Annotated in this window: 17 protein-coding genes; 7 read left to right on the top strand and 10 right to left on the bottom strand. The window is 69.8% G+C overall.

The window, feature by feature from the left end; genetic code table 11:
- The first annotated feature begins 11 nt into the window (after nt 1–11).
- Both cysS and rlmB read left to right on the top strand, forming a co-directional pair.
- Nucleotides 12–1,421 (top strand): cysteine--tRNA ligase, encoded by a 1,410-nt coding sequence (cysS, locus tag C7H75_RS03365; RefSeq protein ID WP_005515673.1) that lies wholly within the window; start codon nt 12–14, stop codon nt 1,419–1,421.
- Nucleotides 1,421–2,386, top strand: coding sequence for a 23S rRNA (guanosine(2251)-2'-O)-methyltransferase RlmB (gene rlmB / locus C7H75_RS03370; protein WP_005515672.1), 966 nt, complete (start codon nt 1,421–1,423; stop codon nt 2,384–2,386). Before cysS ends, rlmB begins: the two co-directional genes overlap by 1 nt.
- Nucleotides 2,387–2,389: 3 nt before the next feature.
- On the opposite strand, the gene C7H75_RS03375 is transcribed toward rlmB, so the two are convergent.
- Entirely contained in the window at nt 2,390–3,253 is an 864-nt protein-coding gene (locus C7H75_RS03375; RefSeq protein ID WP_041674552.1) for a 5-oxoprolinase subunit C family protein, read from the bottom strand.
- Between the two features lie 46 nt (nt 3,254–3,299).
- Between C7H75_RS03375 and C7H75_RS03380 the strand changes: the two genes are divergently transcribed.
- Nucleotides 3,300–3,989, top strand: a complete 690-nt coding sequence (locus C7H75_RS03380; protein WP_013414812.1) for a ZIP family metal transporter — start codon at nt 3,300–3,302, stop codon at nt 3,987–3,989.
- Between the two features lie 164 nt (nt 3,990–4,153).
- Here C7H75_RS03380 and C7H75_RS03385 read toward each other — a convergent pair whose 3' ends face one another.
- The 4 genes from C7H75_RS03385 to C7H75_RS03400 form a co-directional block, all read right to left on the bottom strand.
- Nucleotides 4,154–4,759 (bottom strand): 5-oxoprolinase subunit B family protein, encoded by a 606-nt coding sequence (locus tag C7H75_RS03385; RefSeq protein ID WP_005515668.1) that lies wholly within the window; start codon nt 4,757–4,759, stop codon nt 4,154–4,156.
- Complete coding sequence (locus C7H75_RS03390; RefSeq protein ID WP_005515667.1) at nt 4,759–5,517, bottom strand: LamB/YcsF family protein; 759 nt, start codon at nt 5,515–5,517, stop codon at nt 4,759–4,761. The genes C7H75_RS03385 and C7H75_RS03390 overlap by 1 nt, the downstream gene beginning before the upstream one ends.
- Nucleotides 5,518–5,565: 48 nt before the next feature.
- Complete coding sequence (locus C7H75_RS03395) at nt 5,566–6,342, bottom strand: thioesterase family protein (protein ID WP_106851977.1); 777 nt, start codon at nt 6,340–6,342, stop codon at nt 5,566–5,568.
- A 99-nt stretch (nt 6,343–6,441) separates the two neighbouring features.
- Complete coding sequence (locus tag C7H75_RS03400) at nt 6,442–6,990, bottom strand: helix-turn-helix domain-containing protein (RefSeq protein ID WP_106850935.1); 549 nt, start codon at nt 6,988–6,990, stop codon at nt 6,442–6,444.
- 159 nt (nt 6,991–7,149) lie between these two features.
- Here C7H75_RS03400 and C7H75_RS03405 point away from each other — a divergent pair, with 159 nt between their 5' ends.
- From C7H75_RS03405 to C7H75_RS03415, 3 genes are read left to right on the top strand one after another with little or no spacing between them, the layout of a single operon-like run.
- A complete protein-coding gene (locus tag C7H75_RS03405; protein ID WP_005515664.1) occupies nt 7,150–7,977 on the top strand; it encodes an aldolase in 828 nt (275 codons plus the stop codon).
- Nucleotides 7,974–8,861 (top strand): dihydrodipicolinate synthase family protein, encoded by an 888-nt coding sequence (locus C7H75_RS03410; protein ID WP_013414817.1) that lies wholly within the window; start codon nt 7,974–7,976, stop codon nt 8,859–8,861. The genes C7H75_RS03405 and C7H75_RS03410 overlap by 4 nt, the downstream gene beginning before the upstream one ends.
- Nucleotides 8,862–8,914: 53 nt before the next feature.
- The gene (locus tag C7H75_RS03415) at nt 8,915–9,373 is read left to right on the top strand and encodes a GNAT family N-acetyltransferase (RefSeq protein ID WP_022593997.1); all 459 of its coding nucleotides are present in this window, start codon (nt 8,915–8,917) and stop codon (nt 9,371–9,373) included.
- Between the two features lie 66 nt (nt 9,374–9,439).
- Here C7H75_RS03415 and C7H75_RS03420 read toward each other — a convergent pair whose 3' ends face one another.
- From C7H75_RS03420 to C7H75_RS03430, 3 genes are read right to left on the bottom strand one after another with little or no spacing between them, the layout of a single operon-like run.
- On the bottom strand, nt 9,440–10,339 hold the full coding sequence (locus C7H75_RS03420; RefSeq protein WP_013414819.1) for a metal ABC transporter permease: 900 nt from the start codon (nt 10,337–10,339) through the stop codon (nt 9,440–9,442).
- On the bottom strand, nt 10,336–11,181 hold the full coding sequence (locus tag C7H75_RS03425; protein ID WP_005515659.1) for a metal ABC transporter ATP-binding protein: 846 nt from the start codon (nt 11,179–11,181) through the stop codon (nt 10,336–10,338). The genes C7H75_RS03420 and C7H75_RS03425 overlap by 4 nt, the downstream gene beginning before the upstream one ends.
- Nucleotides 11,178–12,131 (bottom strand): metal ABC transporter solute-binding protein, Zn/Mn family, encoded by a 954-nt coding sequence (locus C7H75_RS03430; RefSeq protein ID WP_044990444.1) that lies wholly within the window; start codon nt 12,129–12,131, stop codon nt 11,178–11,180. Before C7H75_RS03430 ends, C7H75_RS03425 begins: the two co-directional genes overlap by 4 nt.
- A gap of 169 nt (nt 12,132–12,300) precedes the next feature.
- Between C7H75_RS03430 and C7H75_RS03435 the strand changes: the two genes are divergently transcribed.
- A complete protein-coding gene (locus C7H75_RS03435) occupies nt 12,301–13,392 on the top strand; it encodes a LacI family DNA-binding transcriptional regulator (RefSeq protein WP_013414821.1) in 1,092 nt (363 codons plus the stop codon).
- Here the strand turns inward: C7H75_RS03435 and otsB are convergent.
- Both otsB and kstR read right to left on the bottom strand, forming a co-directional pair.
- Complete coding sequence (gene otsB / locus C7H75_RS03440) at nt 13,389–15,953, bottom strand: trehalose-phosphatase (protein ID WP_081122496.1); 2,565 nt, start codon at nt 15,951–15,953, stop codon at nt 13,389–13,391. The two genes, C7H75_RS03435 and otsB, sit on opposite strands and share 4 nt — an antisense overlap.
- Nucleotides 15,954–16,020: 67 nt before the next feature.
- On the bottom strand, nt 16,021–16,659 hold the full coding sequence (kstR, locus tag C7H75_RS03445; RefSeq protein ID WP_005515654.1) for a cholesterol catabolism transcriptional regulator KstR: 639 nt from the start codon (nt 16,657–16,659) through the stop codon (nt 16,021–16,023).
- Nucleotides 16,660–16,679 lie beyond the last annotated feature (20 nt).

A 16,679-nucleotide genomic window follows, 5' to 3' on the forward strand; every position in this document is an offset into this window, starting at 1 on the left:
AATCGCTCGTCGTGACCCTGCGCCTATACGACACCGTGACACGGGCTCCGCGTGACTTCGTCCCGCTGACCCCCGGACATGCCTCGGTGTACCTGTGTGGCGCCACCGTCCAGGGCGAACCTCACATCGGCCACGTCCGCAGTGGCGTCGCGTTCGACGTGCTGCGCCGCTGGCTGCTCGCGCACGACTACGACGTCGCGTTCGTGCGAAATGTCACCGATATCGACGACAAGATCCTGAACAAGGCCGCCGAGGCGGGCCGCCCCTGGTGGGAGTGGGCCGCGACGTTCGAGCGTTCGTTCGACTGGGCCTACCGGCAGCTGGGTGTGCTGCCGCCGTCGGTGGAGCCGCGGGCGACCGGGCACGTCACCCAGATGGTCGAGATGATGCAGCGGCTCATCGACAACGGCCACGCGTACGCGTCGGGCGGCGACGTCTACTTCGACGTCCGGAGCTTCCCCGAGTACGGGCGGTTGTCCGGGCACAAGCTCGACGACGTCCACCAGGGCGAGAGCGCCGGTGCGGGGAAACGGGATCCGCGGGACTTCACGCTCTGGAAGGCCGCCAAGCCGGGCGAGCCGTCGTGGCCCACACCGTGGGGTCCGGGCCGGCCCGGATGGCACCTCGAATGCTCGGCGATGGCGGTGTTCTACCTCGGCCAGGCGTTCGACATCCACTGCGGCGGACTGGATCTGGTGTTCCCGCATCACGAGAACGAGATCGCGCAGGCCAAGTGCGCCGGTGACGACTTCGCGCAGTACTGGCTGCACAACGGCTGGGTCACCAAGTCGGGCGAGAAGATGTCGAAGTCGCTCGGCAACGTGCTTTCGGTGCCGAACGTACTCAAACTCGTTCGCCCGCAGGAACTTCGGTACTACCTCGGCAGCGCCCACTACCGGTCGATGCTCGAGTACTCCGAGGAGGCGCTGCAGGAGGCCGCCGCCGGGTACCGGCGTTGCGAGTCGTTCGTGCAGCGGACGGCCGAGCGGGCCGGCGAGGTCCAGGTCGGCAAGTGGACCGAGGAGTTCGCGGCGGCGCTCGACGACGACCTGAACGTGCCTGCGGCCCTTGCCGAGATCCACGGCCGGGTACGCGAGGGCAACATCGCGCTCGAGTCCGGTGACGCGGACGGCGCGCGGGCGCTCGCCGGCCAGGTCCGGGCGATGCTCGGGATCCTGGGCGTCGATCCGCTCGACGAGCAGTGGACCGCTGCGTCGGACGACGCGGCGGCGATGGGCGCACTCGACGTGCTCGTGCAGGCCGAACTCGACCGGCGCCAGCAGGCGCGGGCCGACAAGAACTGGGCGGTGGCCGACGAGGTCCGCGACCGGTTGGCTGCGGCGGGCATCGCCGTGACCGACACTCCGAGCGGACCCGAGTGGTCGCTCGAGCAAGCTTCTTCCAACGAATCGGGTAAGTGATGGCGGGTAATTCGAGCAGGCGCGGTGCGATCCGCAAGGGTGGCACCAAGAAGGGCCAGGTCGTCGGATCCGGCGGCAAGCGCAGCAAGGGCCTCGAGGGTCGCGGTGCGACGCCGCCCGCCGAGGCGCGCACCAAGCATCCCGCGGCCAAGAAGGCGCGGGCGGCGGCACGCGCGGCGGACCAGCGGCAGATGCAGCGGGCGGCGGCGATCCGTCGGGCCGACGACTCGCCGGAGATGGTGCTCGGACGCAACCCCGTCGTCGAGTGTCTGCGCGCGGGTGTGCCGGCGACGGCGCTGTACGTCGCGGTGGGCGCCGAGACCGACGACCGGCTCAAGGAGTCGGTGCAGCGGGCGGCGGACGCGGGAATCTCGATCCTCGAGGTGCCGCGCACGGACCTCGACCGCATGAGCGCCAACGGCATGCACCAGGGCATCGCGCTCCAGGTGCCGCCGTACCGGTACGCGCATCCGGACGACCTCCTCACCGCGGCGCGGTCCCGGCAGGAGCCGGCACTGCTGGTGGCGCTCGACAACATCACCGATCCGCGTAATCTCGGTGCCGTCGTGCGCTCGGTGGCCGCGTTCGGTGGCCACGGTGTCGTGATCCCGCAGCGCCGCAGCGCCAGCGTCACCGCCGTCGCGTGGCGCACCAGCGCCGGTGCCGCCGCACGGCTGCCCGTCGCGCGTGCCACGAATCTCACCCGCACCCTCAAGGACTGGCAGAGCAAGGGCGTCCAGGTCGTCGGCCTCGACGCGGGCGGCGATACGAGCCTCGACAACTACGAGGGCACCGGTCCGGTCGTCATCGTCGTCGGCTCGGAGGGCAAGGGCCTGTCCCGTCTGGTCCGCGAGACCTGCGACTCGATCCTCAGCATCCCGATGGCCGGCGAGGTGGAGTCGCTCAACGCGTCCGTCGCGGCGGGCGTCGTGCTGTCCGAGATCGCGCGCCAGCGCCGGAGCTGAGCGTCAGAGAACCTTCCGGAACCTGATCCGACATCCCGGCCGCAGCTGCGCTGCGGCCGGGATGTCGTCTTCGAGGACCACCGCGATCACCGGGTAGCCGCCGGTCACCGGATGATCGGCCAGGAACAGCACCGGCATTCCGTTCGGTGGCACCTGCAGGGCTCCGGAAACCATGCCCTCGCTGGGCAGTTCGCCGGTGCGGGCGCGGTGCAGCGGGCCCGTACCGTCCAACCGAGCCCCCACCCGGTCGGTGTCGGTCGTGACGGTCCACAGTCGTTGCACCAGTGCGGAACGCGAGGCCGGTGTGAACCAGTCGGCGCGGGGCCCCATCCGGACCCGGAGTTCGACGGGGTCTGCGGCGGTGGCCGGCGGCGGGATGAAGTCCTCGGCGGGCAGTTCGCGGTGCGCGTCGCCCACGGGCAGGCGGTCCTCGGCGCGAACCGGTGCCGGACCGATCCCGGAGAGCGTGTCGGTGGCCCGGCTGCCGAGCACCGGCGGGACGTCGATGCCGCCGCGCACCGCGAGATAGGTGCGCAGGCCGGCCGGCGCGATGCCCAGCGCGATGTCGTCGCCGTCCCGGAGGTGGAGGCGCGAGAAGAGCGGTCGGGGTACGCCGTTCACTGTCAGCGGCGTCGGTGCGCCGGTGACCGCTACGGTCGCGTCTCCGTGTAGCCGTGCTCGCAGACCGCCGAGCGTCACCTCAAGGGTGGCGGCGTCGGGACCGTTTCCGACGAGGCGGTTGGCGGCATCGTGAGCGACGACGTCGGCCGCGCCGGATGCCCCCACTCCCAGGGCTGCGTGTCCGGGCCGGCCGCGGTCCTGGACGGTGGTGCGTGCGCCGGCGCGCAGGACTTCGAGCCATGCCATGCGTCGATTGTCGCGCATTTCGGGCGGTGGTCACTACGATCGATCGATGCTGACAGCTGCGCTGTACGGTCTCGGAACGGCTCTGCCGTTGTTGTTCGGGGCGTGGATCGGATTGCGCTACAACCTGCCCAGGCCGCTGCTCGCAGCGTTGATGGCTTTCGGTGCCGGCACGATGGTTGCGGCGGTGTCGTCGGAGCTGTTCGCGCCGGCGTTCGCGATCGAGGGAGTGTGGGTCGCGGGCACGGCGCTCCTCGCGGGTGCGCTCGTGTACGTCGTCGCGGATCATCTGGTCGAGAACAAGCTCGGGCCGGCCGCGTTGGGTTGGGCGCTGATGCTGGGGTCGCTGCTCGACGGGATCCCGGAGAACACCGCGCTGGGCGTCTCGCTCATGGAGGGCGGGGGAGTGGTGCTGCTCGTGGCGGTTGCGGTCGGCAACGTCCCCGAATCCGTTGCGGGCGCGGCGTCGATGCGTAAGCAACCCGGGTTCGATTCGCGTCGGGCGTTCGGGGTCTGGGCGATCACCGCGGCGGTCCTGGTGTTGGTGGTGGTCGGCGCGAACGCCGTCTCCGACAACATCTCCGACGGCGACATCGCCGTCATCCAGGCCTTCGCGGGCGGCGCGACCATCGCGGTGCTCGCCGACTCGCTGATGCCCGAGGCCTATCGGGAGGGCGGCTGGTGGGTGGGGGTCTCCACCGCCCTGGGCTTCCTCGTCGCCTTCGCCCTCGGCGCCTGACCCGCGTTTTGCGCACTTGTCGCGACAATCCCCGCCCCCACCCCGCGTTTTGCGCACTTGTCGCGAGAATCGCGGGGCGTGGGGCGCGATAAGTGCGCAAAACGCGGGAGCCGGGAGGGTGCGGCCGGGAGGGGTGGGGCGGAGGGGCGGGATACGGGGGCGGATCAGACGGCGCGGAAGGTGACGGCCGCTCCCGGCTGCAGGAGGGCCGGCGGATCACGGTCGACGTCCCACATCGGTTCGGCGGTGCTGCCGATCAGTTGCCAGCCGCCGGGGGAGCTGCGCGGGTAGATCCCGGAGAACTCCCCGGCCAGCCCGACGGCGCCGGCCGGGACCGTGGTGCGGGGTGACGACCGGCGGGGCACGTGCAGGCGGGAATCCTGGCCGGCCAGATATCCGAAGCCTGGGCTGAAGCCGACGAACGTGACCGTCCACGTCTGCCCGCTGTGGGCGGCGATCACGCCGTCGGCTCCGAGACCGGTGAGCGCGCCGACCTCGTCGAGATCCGGGCCGTCGTAGCGGACCGGGATCTCGACGGGCGCGGTGGGCGGCAGCGTGTCGGCGGTGATCGGGTCGGTCGAGCGCACCCACGCCGCGACGTGGTCGGGGCGGACTCCGCGGAACCGCACGAGCACGGTGCGTGCGGCGGGCACCAGATCGGTGACCGCCGGGTGCGGGTCGGCGGTCATGCCGCGGAAGTGGGCGAGCGTCGCGTCGAGTCCGTCGAACTCGACCAGCAGCGCCCGGTCCCCCATGTCCAGGATGCGCATCAGACGAACGGTTTCACGTGAATCTTCTCGGCGTCGAGCAGCTTGCGGATCGCCGCGGCCATCGCGACCGCGGCGGGAGTGTCGCCGTGGACGCAGATCGTCTCCGCCGGGACGACGATCGGGGTGCCGTCGATCGCCTCGATCGTGCCCGTCGTGACCAACTGCAGCACCCGCTTCGCGACGACGTCGGGGTCGTGCACGACGGCGCCCGGTTCGGTGCGGGGGACGAGCGTGCCCTCGGGGGTGTAGGCGCGGTCGGCGAAGGCCTCGGTGACGACACGGAGTCCGGCGCTCTCCGCCTCCTCGAGGAACGCGGACCCGGGCAGGCCGAGCACCGGCAACGACGGGTTCACGGCCCGCACGGCGTCGACGACGGCCCGCGCCTGATCACGGTGGTGGACGATCGCGTTGTACAGCGCGCCGTGGGGTTTGACGTACGTGACGGCCGATCCCGCGGTGCGGGCGAGGGCGTCGAGGGCTCCGATCTGGTAGATCACATCGGCCGTGAGGTCCGCGGCGGAGACGTCGATGAAGCGGCGACCGAACCCGGCCAGATCGCGATAGCCGACCTGGGCGCCGATCCGGACGTCGCGCGCCGTCGCGTCCCGGCACGTGCGCAGCAGCGTCGCGGGATCGCCGGCATGGAATCCGCCGGCGACGTTCGCGCTCGTCACGAGGTCGAGCATCGCCGCGTCGTCGCCGAGGGTCCACGCGCCGAAGCTCTCGCCGAGGTCGCTGTTGAGATCGATCATCGCCACGCCTCGATCCTAGTTCCGCGCGATGCGGTACCGGCCGCCCGCGACGGGTTACCGGGCGGTGGGCCGCACCGTGAGGATCTGCGACGACGTTCCGATCGGGCCGCGCACGCCGCTGACGGTGCTGTGGGTCAGTCCGATCCCGGAGGCGCCGAAGCTGACGGACGTGTCGAACCCGACCCACTCGCCGTCCGGTTCGGCGAACAGGTGCAGGGTGAGGTCGAGGTTGGGGAACGCCACCTCGGCGGGGCTGACCCGAGTGGCCATACCGTTGGCGATGTCGAGCACACCGGCCGTTCGGGCGACGGCGCTGACCGGCTCGTCTGCGACCAGCGGGATCGGGGTGCGCACCCAGAACGACGCGCGTCCAGGTTCGACGTGGTCGCGGCGCACGTCGACGGACTCGATGAACCCACCCGGCCAGACGGTGGTCGCGTCCCACGTCGGCATGGCGTCGGGTGCGGCGATGGACGGGAAGGGGGTGCCGCCGAACGGTGCGGTCTCGAAGGACTGCATCAGCCAGGCCCGCGCCACCACGGCGGGCCGGCCGTCGTGGCTGAGTGTGGCCTCGACCAGTTCGATCGTGCGCCCGGCACGCAGTGTCCGGACGGCCGTGTCCACGACGCCGATCGGGAGGGTGCCGAGGATGTCGTAGGACAGGCGGCCGATGGCCGGACGGTCGTCACGGCGCCGGTCGCGGTCGGTTTCGATTGCGTGCGCCAGTAGTCCGAGCGCGGGTGCGATGTGCTGTTCCTCGGTGTTCCACGCGCCACCGGTGTGGTTGGTCGCGCGGAAGCTCGTCTCGGAAAGCCGTTCGAAGTAGTGGATCGTTCTCTCCCTGCGCACTAGTGCCTGCCGACGATTCGATTCCGAATCTAGGGCGACGGCCCCATATTCGGGCACCCCCGATCGGGGGTGAACGGGTGTCTACGGCGCGCTGCAGCCGTTGCCGTCGTGCACGACCACCACCAGGACGGCCCGCGTCGGCGACACCGATCGGACGCGGTGTGGGGTGTTGGCGTCGAAGTACAGGCTGTCGCCCGCGTCGAGGGTGATGACCTGATTGGGAATGCTCACCTCGACGGTGCCCTCCTTGACGAAGACGAACTCCTCGCCGGGGTGTTCCATGTAGTCGGAGCGGGGCTGCGTCGTGGGATGAACGATGAACGGCTGCATGGCCTTACCGATCATCCGGGTGGCGATCGCGTCGTAGACGGCGCTGTCGTCGTCGGCATCGACCTGCGCGCGCTCGGCGTGCCGCTCGATCGCCATCACGCTGTTGTCGGGGGTGTCGGAGAACAGTTGGCTGACGTCGGCGTCCAGGGCGCGGGCGATCTCGAGCGCCACCGCGATCGAGGGTGTGCTGATTCCCCGCTCGACCTTCGACAGGTAGCTCTTGGTCAACCCGGTGTCCTCGGCCAGTGCCTCCAGCGTCAGGCCTGCCCGGCGTCGATGCGACCTCAGTAGCGCCGCCATCCGTCGAACCTCTCTCTCGCTCCGCGCACGGCGTGGACCGACGTCCTCGCGCGCCCTCCCACCCTAACGATCGATCTACTCTGTTGCACAATAGGACACCTTGTGTCATATAGTGCTCGATGTGTCACTCACGCGTTTCGGTTGAAGGGAGCCACGAGGATGGCGACGACGATGAAGCTCGGTAAGGCCGAGTTGATGAAGACCGCCGAGAAGGCGATGCTCACCGAGGTGTCGACGGCGCAGTGGACGGATCGGCAGAAGATCGCCCTCACGTGCCGTGCGCTGTTCGACGCCGGTCACGACTCCGGGCTCGCGGGTCAGATCTCGGCGCGCGGTCCGCGGCCGGGAACCTTTCTGACGCAGCGGCTGGGGCTCGGGTTCGACGAGATCACCGAGGGCAATCTGCTGCTCGTCGACGAGGACCTGCAGGTTCTCGAAGGGAGTGGAATGGCGAACCCGGCCAACAGGTTCCACAGCTGGATCTACCGGGCGCGGCCGGACGTGAACTGCATAGTCCACACGCATCCGCTGCACGCGGCGGCGTTGTCGATGCTCGAGATCCCGCTGCAGATCTCGCAGATGGACACCGCGCCGCTCTACGACGACTGCGCGTTCCTGCCCGACTGGCCGGGGGTGCCCGTCGGCAACGAGGAGGGCGAGATCATCTCCGCCGCACTGGGAGACAAGCGGGCGATCCTGCTCGCGCACCACGGACAGCTGGTGGTGGGGGCGACGATCGAGGAGGCCTGCTCGTCGGCACACCTGATCGAACGCGCGGCCCGGCTGCAGTTGCTCGCCATGGCGGCGGGCGAGATCAAGCCGCTCCCGCCGCGGCTGGCGAAGGAAGCGCACGACTGGACGCTGACCCCGCGGCGCAGTGAGGCGAACTTCGGCTACTACGCCCGCCGGGCGCTGCGCTCGCACCCGGACGCGATCGACCACGACCTCTCGAATCCGACCGCCGAACCCGATTGGACTGCACGGTGACCCACATCAGCGGAATCGTCGCGTATCCCGTGACCCCGTTCGACCTCCGCGACCCCGCCCGGATCGACGTCGACGTCCTGCAGCTGCTGCTCGACCGCATGATCGAGGCGGGAGTCGACGCGATCGCTCCCCTCGGAAGCACCGGCGAGAGTGCTTATCTCGACCGAAACGAGTGGATCACGGTCGCGGCCGAGACCATCCGGCACATCGACGGCCGGGTGCCGACCGTCGTCGGAGTGTCCGACCTGACGACCGCCGGCACGGTCCGTCGCGCCCAGATCGCCGAGCGGCTCGGGGCGACGGCAGTGATGGCGCTGCCGATCTCGTACTGGCGCCTGACCGAGGCCGAGCTCCGGCAGCACTTCACCACCCTCGCCGACGCCGTCGGCATCCCGGTGATGGTCTACAACAACCCGGCCACCACGGGTATCGACATGTCCGCGGAGTTCCTGTTCGACCTCGTCTCGACGGTCGAGAACATCACGATGGTGAAGGAATCCAGCGGGGACATCGCCCGTATGCACCGGCTCGCCGACCTCAGCGGCGGCACGCTCCCGTTCTTCAACGGCAGCAATCCGCTTGCGCAGAAGGCATTTCGGGCAGGGGCCGTCGGGTGGTGCACGGCGGCGCCGTGTCTGATCCCCGACCGCATCGTCGAGTTCCGTCGCGCGGTCACTGCCGGTCGGGACGACGAGGCCGCCGAGATCTTCCGCCGGATCCGCCCCTTCCTCGACATGATCGTCAGCCGCGGACTCCCGACCACCATCAAGTCCGGTCTCCGCAGCATCGGTGTCGAGGCCGGTGTTCCGCGCCTGCCGCAACTTCCCCTCGGGGAACCCGAATCCACTCGTCTCAGGGACCTGATCGCCGCCGCCACCCGGTAGCGGGACGGTCCACCCACATCGCACGACTCTCGACCACCGACAGGAGCACGACCATGGCAACCACGACGAAGATCCGGTTCCTCCTTCCCGCCGACGAGGCCCGCTGGCGGGTGCTGTTCCGCGCGTACCGCGAGTTCTACGAACTGCCCGAATCGGAGGAGGTCGTCTCCCGCGCCTGGGGTTGGTTCATGGATCCCCGGCACGAGTGCAAGGCCCTCGTCGCGGAGGTGGACGGCGAGATCCTCGGGTTCGCGCACCACCGCCGCTTCTCGTCGCCGTACACCGGAACCACCGGCCTGTTCCTCGACGACCTGTTCACCGATCCCGCGGCCCGGGGCCGGGGTGTGGGAAGGGCTCTGATCGGCCGGCTCACCGAGATGGCCGCCGCGGAGGGCCACGCGCTGGTGCAGTGGGTGACCGCCGAGGACAACCACCAGGCTCAGGCGCTCTACGACACTCTCGCGAAGCGCACGAACTGGGTCACCTACGAGGCGCTTCCCGCCGCGACGTAGTACTACCTCCAGAACGTGAAAGCGCTACCACCCGCGGGTGGTAGCGCTTTCACGTGGGGGCTCGACTCAGGCGTGCAGGTGCTCGCCGGCCGGGACGACCGCGCGTCCCGCCGACCGCCGCCGCGACGCGCCGATCGCCCGGCACACCAGGTAGATAACGAACGAGATCGTGGTGACGAACGTCGAGACCGGAACACCCGGCGCAAGCGAGAGCAGGATGCCGCCGACGGCGGCCAGCTCGGCGAACAGCACGGCCAGCACCGTCGCCTTGAGCGGGTTCGCGGTGACGTGCCCGGCGGCGGCGGCCGGGGTGATCAGCAGCGCCATGACGAGCAGCGCGCCGACGATCTGCACACCCAGCGCCGCGGTGATGCCGACGAGCACCGCGAACACGATCGACAGGGCGCGCACCGGAACCCCGCGGGCGGCGGCGACCTCGGGGTCGGTGCTGGCGAACAGCAGCGGCCGGTAGATCACCGCCAGCGTGCCGAGCACGACGACCGCGCAACCGAACAGCAGTGCCAGACCCGAGTTGCCGGGGGCGACGATCTGTCCCACCAGCAGGGAGAAACTGGTGCCGGTGCGGCCGTCGTACGCCCACAGGAACAGCACCGACAGACCCAGACCGAACGCCATGATCACGCCGATCACCGAATCGCGTTCGCGTGCCTTGGTTCCCAGTAGGCCGAAGAGGACGGCCGCGACGACGGACCCGACCACGGCACCGATGCCGACACCGACGCCGATGAGCAGCGCGGCCGACGCGCCGGTCAGCGACAGCTCCGACGTCCCGTGCACCGCGAACGACATCTGCCGACTCACGATCAGCGGGCCGATCACGCCGGCCAGCAGGCCGAGGATCGCGCCCGCGATCAGCGCCTGCTGGACGAAGTCGTAGCGCAGCAGGTCCGCGGTCGCGGAGAAGTCGAGCAGGTGCGACATCGCGTCGGTGAACTTGTTGCTCATGCGTGGTCCTCGGTGTGGTGGACGCCCTCGCCGGGGCGCGGGCCGCCGCCGCTGCCGAGCGCGTCGATGGCGTCGCCGGTGCCCACGACGACGAGACGGCCGCGCACGTGCAGCACCTCGACGTCGGTGCGGTACAGCTCGGACAGCACCTCGGAGGTCATGACCTCTTCGGGCGTCCCGATCCGGAACTTGCCGTCGACCAGGTAGAGGACGCGGTCGACGAGCGGCAAAATCGGGTTGATCTCGTGCGTGACGAACAGAACCGCGGTGTCGTGGTCACGGCGTCGACGGTCGATCAGTTCGGACACCCGGTGCTGGTTGGCCAGGTCGAGACTGAGCAGCGGCTCGTCGCACAGCAACACCTTGGGGTCACCGACGAGGGCCTGCGCGATGCGCAGCCGCTGCTGTTCGCCGCCCGACATCGAGCCGATGGGGGCGTCGGCGTACGCCTGCGCACCCACCTGCGCGATGGCGGAGTCGACGATCGCGCGCCGTCCGGCGCGGCCGAACAGGCCGGTGCCCCAGCGGTGTCCATCGACGCCGAGACCGACCAGGTCGCGTCCGCGCAGCGGCAGACCCTCGTCGAGGGACTTCTGCTGCGGCACGTATCCGACGTGGGCGTTGCCCGCCCGCGCCGGGGTACCGGCGATGCGGACTGTGCCGCACGTCGGAGCCAACTGTCCGAGCAGGACCTTGAGCAGCGACGTCTTTCCGGAGCCGTTGGGGCCCAGCACGGCGATGAACTCGCCCTGCTCCACGGTGAGGTTCAGGTCGGACCACAGCGTGCGCTCACCGAACGACAGGCAGGCGTCGCGCAGTTCGACGGCGGGGGTACTGCTCACGACGCACCGTTCAGGGCGTCGGCGAGCGACTGCGCCGTAGCGGTCTGCCACTGCACGAAGTCCATGCCTTCGGGGAGCGTCTCGGTCACCTCGACGACCGGGATGCCCGCGTTCTCGGCGTTCTCGCGGATGTTCTCGGTCACCTTGTCCACGGTCTGCGAGTTGTAGACCAGGACACGTACCTTCTTGTCCGCCAGCAACTGTCGCGTCTCGGCGATCGACGCCGGCGACGGGTCGGTGCCGTTCTCGACGGCGCTGGTGAACGCCGCGGGGGTGACGTCCTTCAGCGACGCGGCCTGCAGCAGGTAGTGCGCGATGGGCTCGGTCTGCGCGATCGGCGCGTCGCGGTGGGCGGCGGCGATGCCGGCCGTCGTCTCGGACACCTGGCGCAGCCGGTCGCGGAACGCCGCGGCGTTGCGGTTGTAGACGTCGGCGCCCTCGGGGTCGAGCTTGCCGAGTTCCACGGCGATCGCGTCGGCAGTGGCGTCGACGGTGGGCATGTCGTACCAGACGTGTTCGTTGACCGACCCGTGCGAGTGGCCCGCATGCTCCTCGGCGGACTCGGTGGCGTGGGTGCCGGTGCGCTCCTCGTACAGATCGAAAGCGTCGACGGCCGGTTTGTCGCCGGCGGACTTCAGGACGTCCTCGACGAACTGGTCGTAACCGCCGCCGTTGAGGACCACCAGGGACGCATCGGTGATCTTCGCGGCGTCGGCCGGGCTGGCCTCGTAGGAGTGCGGGTCGGCCGACGGTTCGGTGACGATCGAGGTGACCTCGAGTCGGTCGCCGGCGACGGCCTGCGCGACGCTGCCCCAGACGTTGGTGGACGCGACGACGCGGATCTCGCCGTCGGAGTCGGGGGAGGTGCCGCACGCGGTGAGTGTCAGGGCTGCGAGGGCGGCGCCCAACGCCGCCGCTGTGGTTCGAGTGGAACGGAACCTTCGGGGCATGCGCACTTCTTCTCTCCTGATCACGACTCGGAAGATCGTCGGCCCGGGACCGGGCCCAAACGTTATTGGTAATCGTTTCCGTTTCACTTTAGCGGAAACCGTGCAGGTCGCATCGGTCCGGGGCGGGTTCCAGTTCGCCCTGACGCGTCCGAACCGCTACCGTCCCGTTATGCCAAGGTCTCGACAGCCACGTCGCCAAGCCACTCTGGCGTCGCTCGCCGCCGAGTTGAAGGTCTCGCGGACGACCGTCTCCAACGCGTACAACCGTCCCGACCAGCTGTCGGCTGAACTCCGCGAACGTGTGCTGCAAGCGGCGAAGCGCCGAGGCTATCCCGGGCCCGACCCGGTCGCCCGCTCGTTGCGCACCCGCCGCGCCGGTGCCGTGGGCCTGTTGCTGACCGAGGCCCTCAGTTACTCCTTCCGCGATCCCGCCGCGATGAGTTTCCTCGCGGGCCTCGCCGAATCCTGCGAAGCCGCCGGCCAGGGCCTGTTGCTCGTTCCGGCCGGGCCCGGGCGCGACGACGTCGACGCCGCCGCGGTGGTGCAGCAGGCCGGTGTCGACGGTTTCGTCGTGTACTCCGTGGCCGACGACGACCCCTACCTGGCCGCGGTGCGGGAGCGGCACCTGCCGACCGTCATCTGCGACCAGCCCCGGGAAATGTCGGGCGCGTCGCTCGTCGGGATCGACGACCGGGGCGCCATGCGGAAGGTCGCCGACTACCTCATCACGCTCGGACACGTGGAGATCGGCGTGCTGTGCATGCGGCTCGGTCGGGATCGCGCGGACGGCGTCGTGCAGGGGGAACGTCTGCACGCCCCCAACTTCCACGTCCAGCGCGAGCGGATCGCCGGCGTCCGGGACGCGATGTCCGACGCCGGTCTGGACCCGTCGTCGCTCACGGTCGTCGAACGCTTCGAGCACACCGCGCAGTCCGGGCACTCCGCGGCCGCGCAGGCCTTCGCGGTCAACCCGAAGATCACGGCACTCGTGTGCACCACCGACGTGCTCGCGCTCGGTGCGCTGGACTGGGCACGCTGCGAGGGCCTCGACGTTCCGGGCCGAGTGTCGATCACCGGCTTCGACGGGATCGAGGAGGCACTACGCGAAGGCCTGACCACGGTGCGTCAACCGCAGGAGGACAAGGGCCGCCGCGCCGGCGCGCTGCTGATGTCCGGGTCGGACTCGGGCGTCACGACAGTCGAGATGCTCGAGACCGAACTGGTGCGCGGGCACACCGCGGCCTCCCCGCCCGAGCCCTAGCGAACCTTCGCGTCCGCACTCAGCAACTGTGCGCACCGCAGCAGGCCCAGGTGGCTGTACGCCTGCGGATGGTTGCCCAACGAGCGCTCGGCCACCGGGTCGTACTCCTCGGCCAGCAGGCCGGTCGGGCCCGCCGCGTTCACCAATTGCTTGAACAACGCCTCCGCGTCGGAGCGCTGCCCGATCAGCAGGTACGCCTCCACCAGCCAGGCGGCGCACAGATGGAAGCCGCCCTCGATGCCCGGCAGTCCGTCGTCGTGGTGGTACCGATACACGGTCGACCCGCTGCGCAACTCCCGCTCCGTCGCCAGCACCGTCGCCGCGAACCGCTCGTCCTGCGGGTCGATCAGCCCGGACAGGCCGATGTGCAGGGTCGCGGCGTCCAGGTCGCTGCCGTCGTAGGCGGCGGTGTACGACTCGACGTCGGCGTTCCACCCCTTCTCGATGACCTCCTCGGCGATCTCGTCGCGCAGCGCCGGCCACGACTCGCCCGCCCGACGGCCGAACTTCTCGGCGAGGGTGAGCGCGCGATCGACGGTGAGCCAACCCATCACCTTCGAGTACACGTGGTGGCGCGGGTTGTCGCGGATCTCCCAGATGCCGTGGTCCGGTTCGCTCCAGCGACGCTCCACGGCCTCGACCATGGCGGAGACCAGTTCCCAGTCGCGGTCGGTGACCGCATCCGATCCGGCCATGCCCTTCTTCTGCCGGGCCAGGGCTAGATCGGAGATCAGGTCGACGATCGGACCGAACACATCCAGCTGGACCTGCTGGTTCGCGGCGTTGCCGACGCGCACCGGACGGGAACCCGCGTATCCGGGGAGTGAGTCGATGACCGCCTCGGGCGGTAGGCCGGTTCCGTACAGCGTGTAGAGGGGGTGCAACCGCTCCGGGCCGTGGAGCGTCTCGAGCACCCCGTGCACCCATTCGAGGTAGTTCTCGGCCTCCTCCAGCGATCCGAGGCTGACGAGGGCCGACGCGGTGAGTGCTGCGTCGCGCAGCCAGCAGTAGCGATAGTCCCAGTTACGAACGCCCCCGATCTCCTCGGGCAGCGATGTCGTGGCAGCTGCGAGGATCGATCCGCTCGGTGCGTGCACCAGTCCGCGTAGCGTCAGGGCCGACCGCTTCATCAGGTCCGGTTTGAGGGGCGGCAGATCGAGCGTGTGCGCCCAGTCTCGCCAGTAGGACTCGGCGATCTCCCGGCGCTCGGGCTCCGACAGTAGGGATGGGCTCAGATCCTCTGTACCGCAACGCAGTTCGAGAACAATCGGGCCCTGCGACGGGTCCACGACCGCGTGTGCGGTCTGCTGGGTGCCGTCGCTGGTGATGTCCCAGTGCACGCCGGGGGAACGCAGCACCATCGGCTCGCTCGTGCCCGAGACCCGCAGCCCGTCGGTGTCGGGTTCGAGTTGTACCTGAACCTGACCGAACTCCGGGCGGGGTGCGAAGCTGACGACCGCTTTCGCGCGCCCGGTGATGACGCGGGTCAGGTCGGTGCGGCTCGGCTGGACGTCGTGCGGCAGGTAATCGGTGACCGTGAGGCTGGCCCAGCGGGTCTGTACCGTCATGGTGCCGTCGAGGTACTGCTGGCTCAGCGGCAGCGCCTCTCGCTGTGGGCCGACGCTGAAGTGGCCGGCCTCGGTGCCTCCGAGTAGGTGTGCGAACACCGCCGCCGAATCCGGTTCGGGATGGCACAGCCAGGTCATGTTCGCGTCGGGCGTGATGAGAGCGACCGAGCGAGGGCTGGCGAGCATCGTCAGGCGTTCGATCGGTGGAGCGTCGGCTCCCGAGAGCCACGTGCGCCGTTCCTCGAGCAGGAACGCCAGCGCGGCCGCGACGTCTTCGGTGGATTCGACGCGGTACTGGGCGCGGGTCTCGCCCTCGCCCACCTTGATGCCCAGATCGGGACCCTGGAGGCGCCCGAACGCCTTCTCGTCGGTGACGTCGTCGCCGAAGAAGACCGCAGCTGTCGCGGCCTCCTGGTGGCGCAGGATGTCGAGCGCGTTGCCCTTGTCGGTCGCGACGACCGCGAGCTCGATGACGGCTTTGCCCTCGGTCACCTGCACGCCGGTCCACAGGGCCGCCTCGGCGTGCACAGCGGCGAGTGCCTTCGCACCCACCTCGGGACTGGCGTTGCGCACGTGCAGCGCGGCGCTGGCCGGCTTGGTCTCCACGGTGACGCCGGGATGCAGGTCCGCGATCCGCGACAGCTCCGCCGTGACCTCGCCCAGTAGCTTGCGGGCATTCGCGTCGATCGCGTGCACGAAGCCCACGTCGAACTCCGAGCCGTGGCTGCCGACGAGCTGCACCTCGGCGGGCAGGCGGGACAGCGTCGCCAGGTCCTTGAGTGCGCGTCCGGAGATGACGGCGGCCGTCGTGGCGGCCAGGCCGGCCAGCGCGCGCAGGGCCCGCACCGACTCCGCGTGGGGATAGGCCTTCTCGGGGTCGCTGACGATCGGCGCCATCGTGCCGTCGTAGTCGGACGCGACGAGCAGGCGAGGGGTCCGGGCCACGGTGGACAGGGCCCGGCGAAGTTCGATCGGCAGATCCAGAGCGCTCACAGCTTCAAACCTAAGCGATTGCGGACGGGCTGGCGCGCTGCGTTCGGGTTGCGGCCGTCGGATCCGGTCAGAACGGGGTCTTCGACCCGTCACCGAGGAGCAGCTCGACGGTCAGTTCGAGGCGCTTGGCGACATCGGTTGCCGACGAGCGACGAGTGAGCCACGCCACGAGATTCGACAGCCATACATCGCTGATGACACGGGCGACGGCAAGCTGTTCCTCGGTGGGCTCACCGTCGGTGATGGCCCGCGCGAACAACGTGTCCATGAGCTTGCCGACCTGATCGACCTCCGCCGCCGCGGACGCGTCCGCGAACATGAAGGCGCGCGTCATGGCCTCGGTGAGGAGGGGATCGCGCTGCATCGCCTTGGTGATCTGGCCCAGGATGAGCTGCATCCGCTCGAGCGGGCTGTGGCCCGGGGGGATCTTGCCCTTGGACTCGATGCGCTCGAACTCGCGCGCCAGGGCCGACACCAGCAGGTGCACCTTGGAGGGGAAGTAGCGGTAGAGGGTGCCGACGGCGACGTCGGCGCGCTCGGCCACCGCACGCATCTGCACGGCCTCGTAGCCGCCCTTGGATGCGAGGGTGAGGGTCGCGTCGAGGATCCGCTTGCGACGCTCACGCTGAGCGTTGGAGCTGAGATCGTCTTCGCTGAGGGTCGAGACCGTACCCCCGGTGGAGCGGGATCGAGATGAGGTGGTCATCGACAGTTTCCTTCACGCCT

It is taken from the genome of Rhodococcus (subgen. Prescottella) equi, assembly GCF_003013675.1.
GTDB classification, from domain to species: domain Bacteria; phylum Actinomycetota; class Actinomycetes; order Mycobacteriales; family Mycobacteriaceae; genus Prescottella; species Prescottella equi.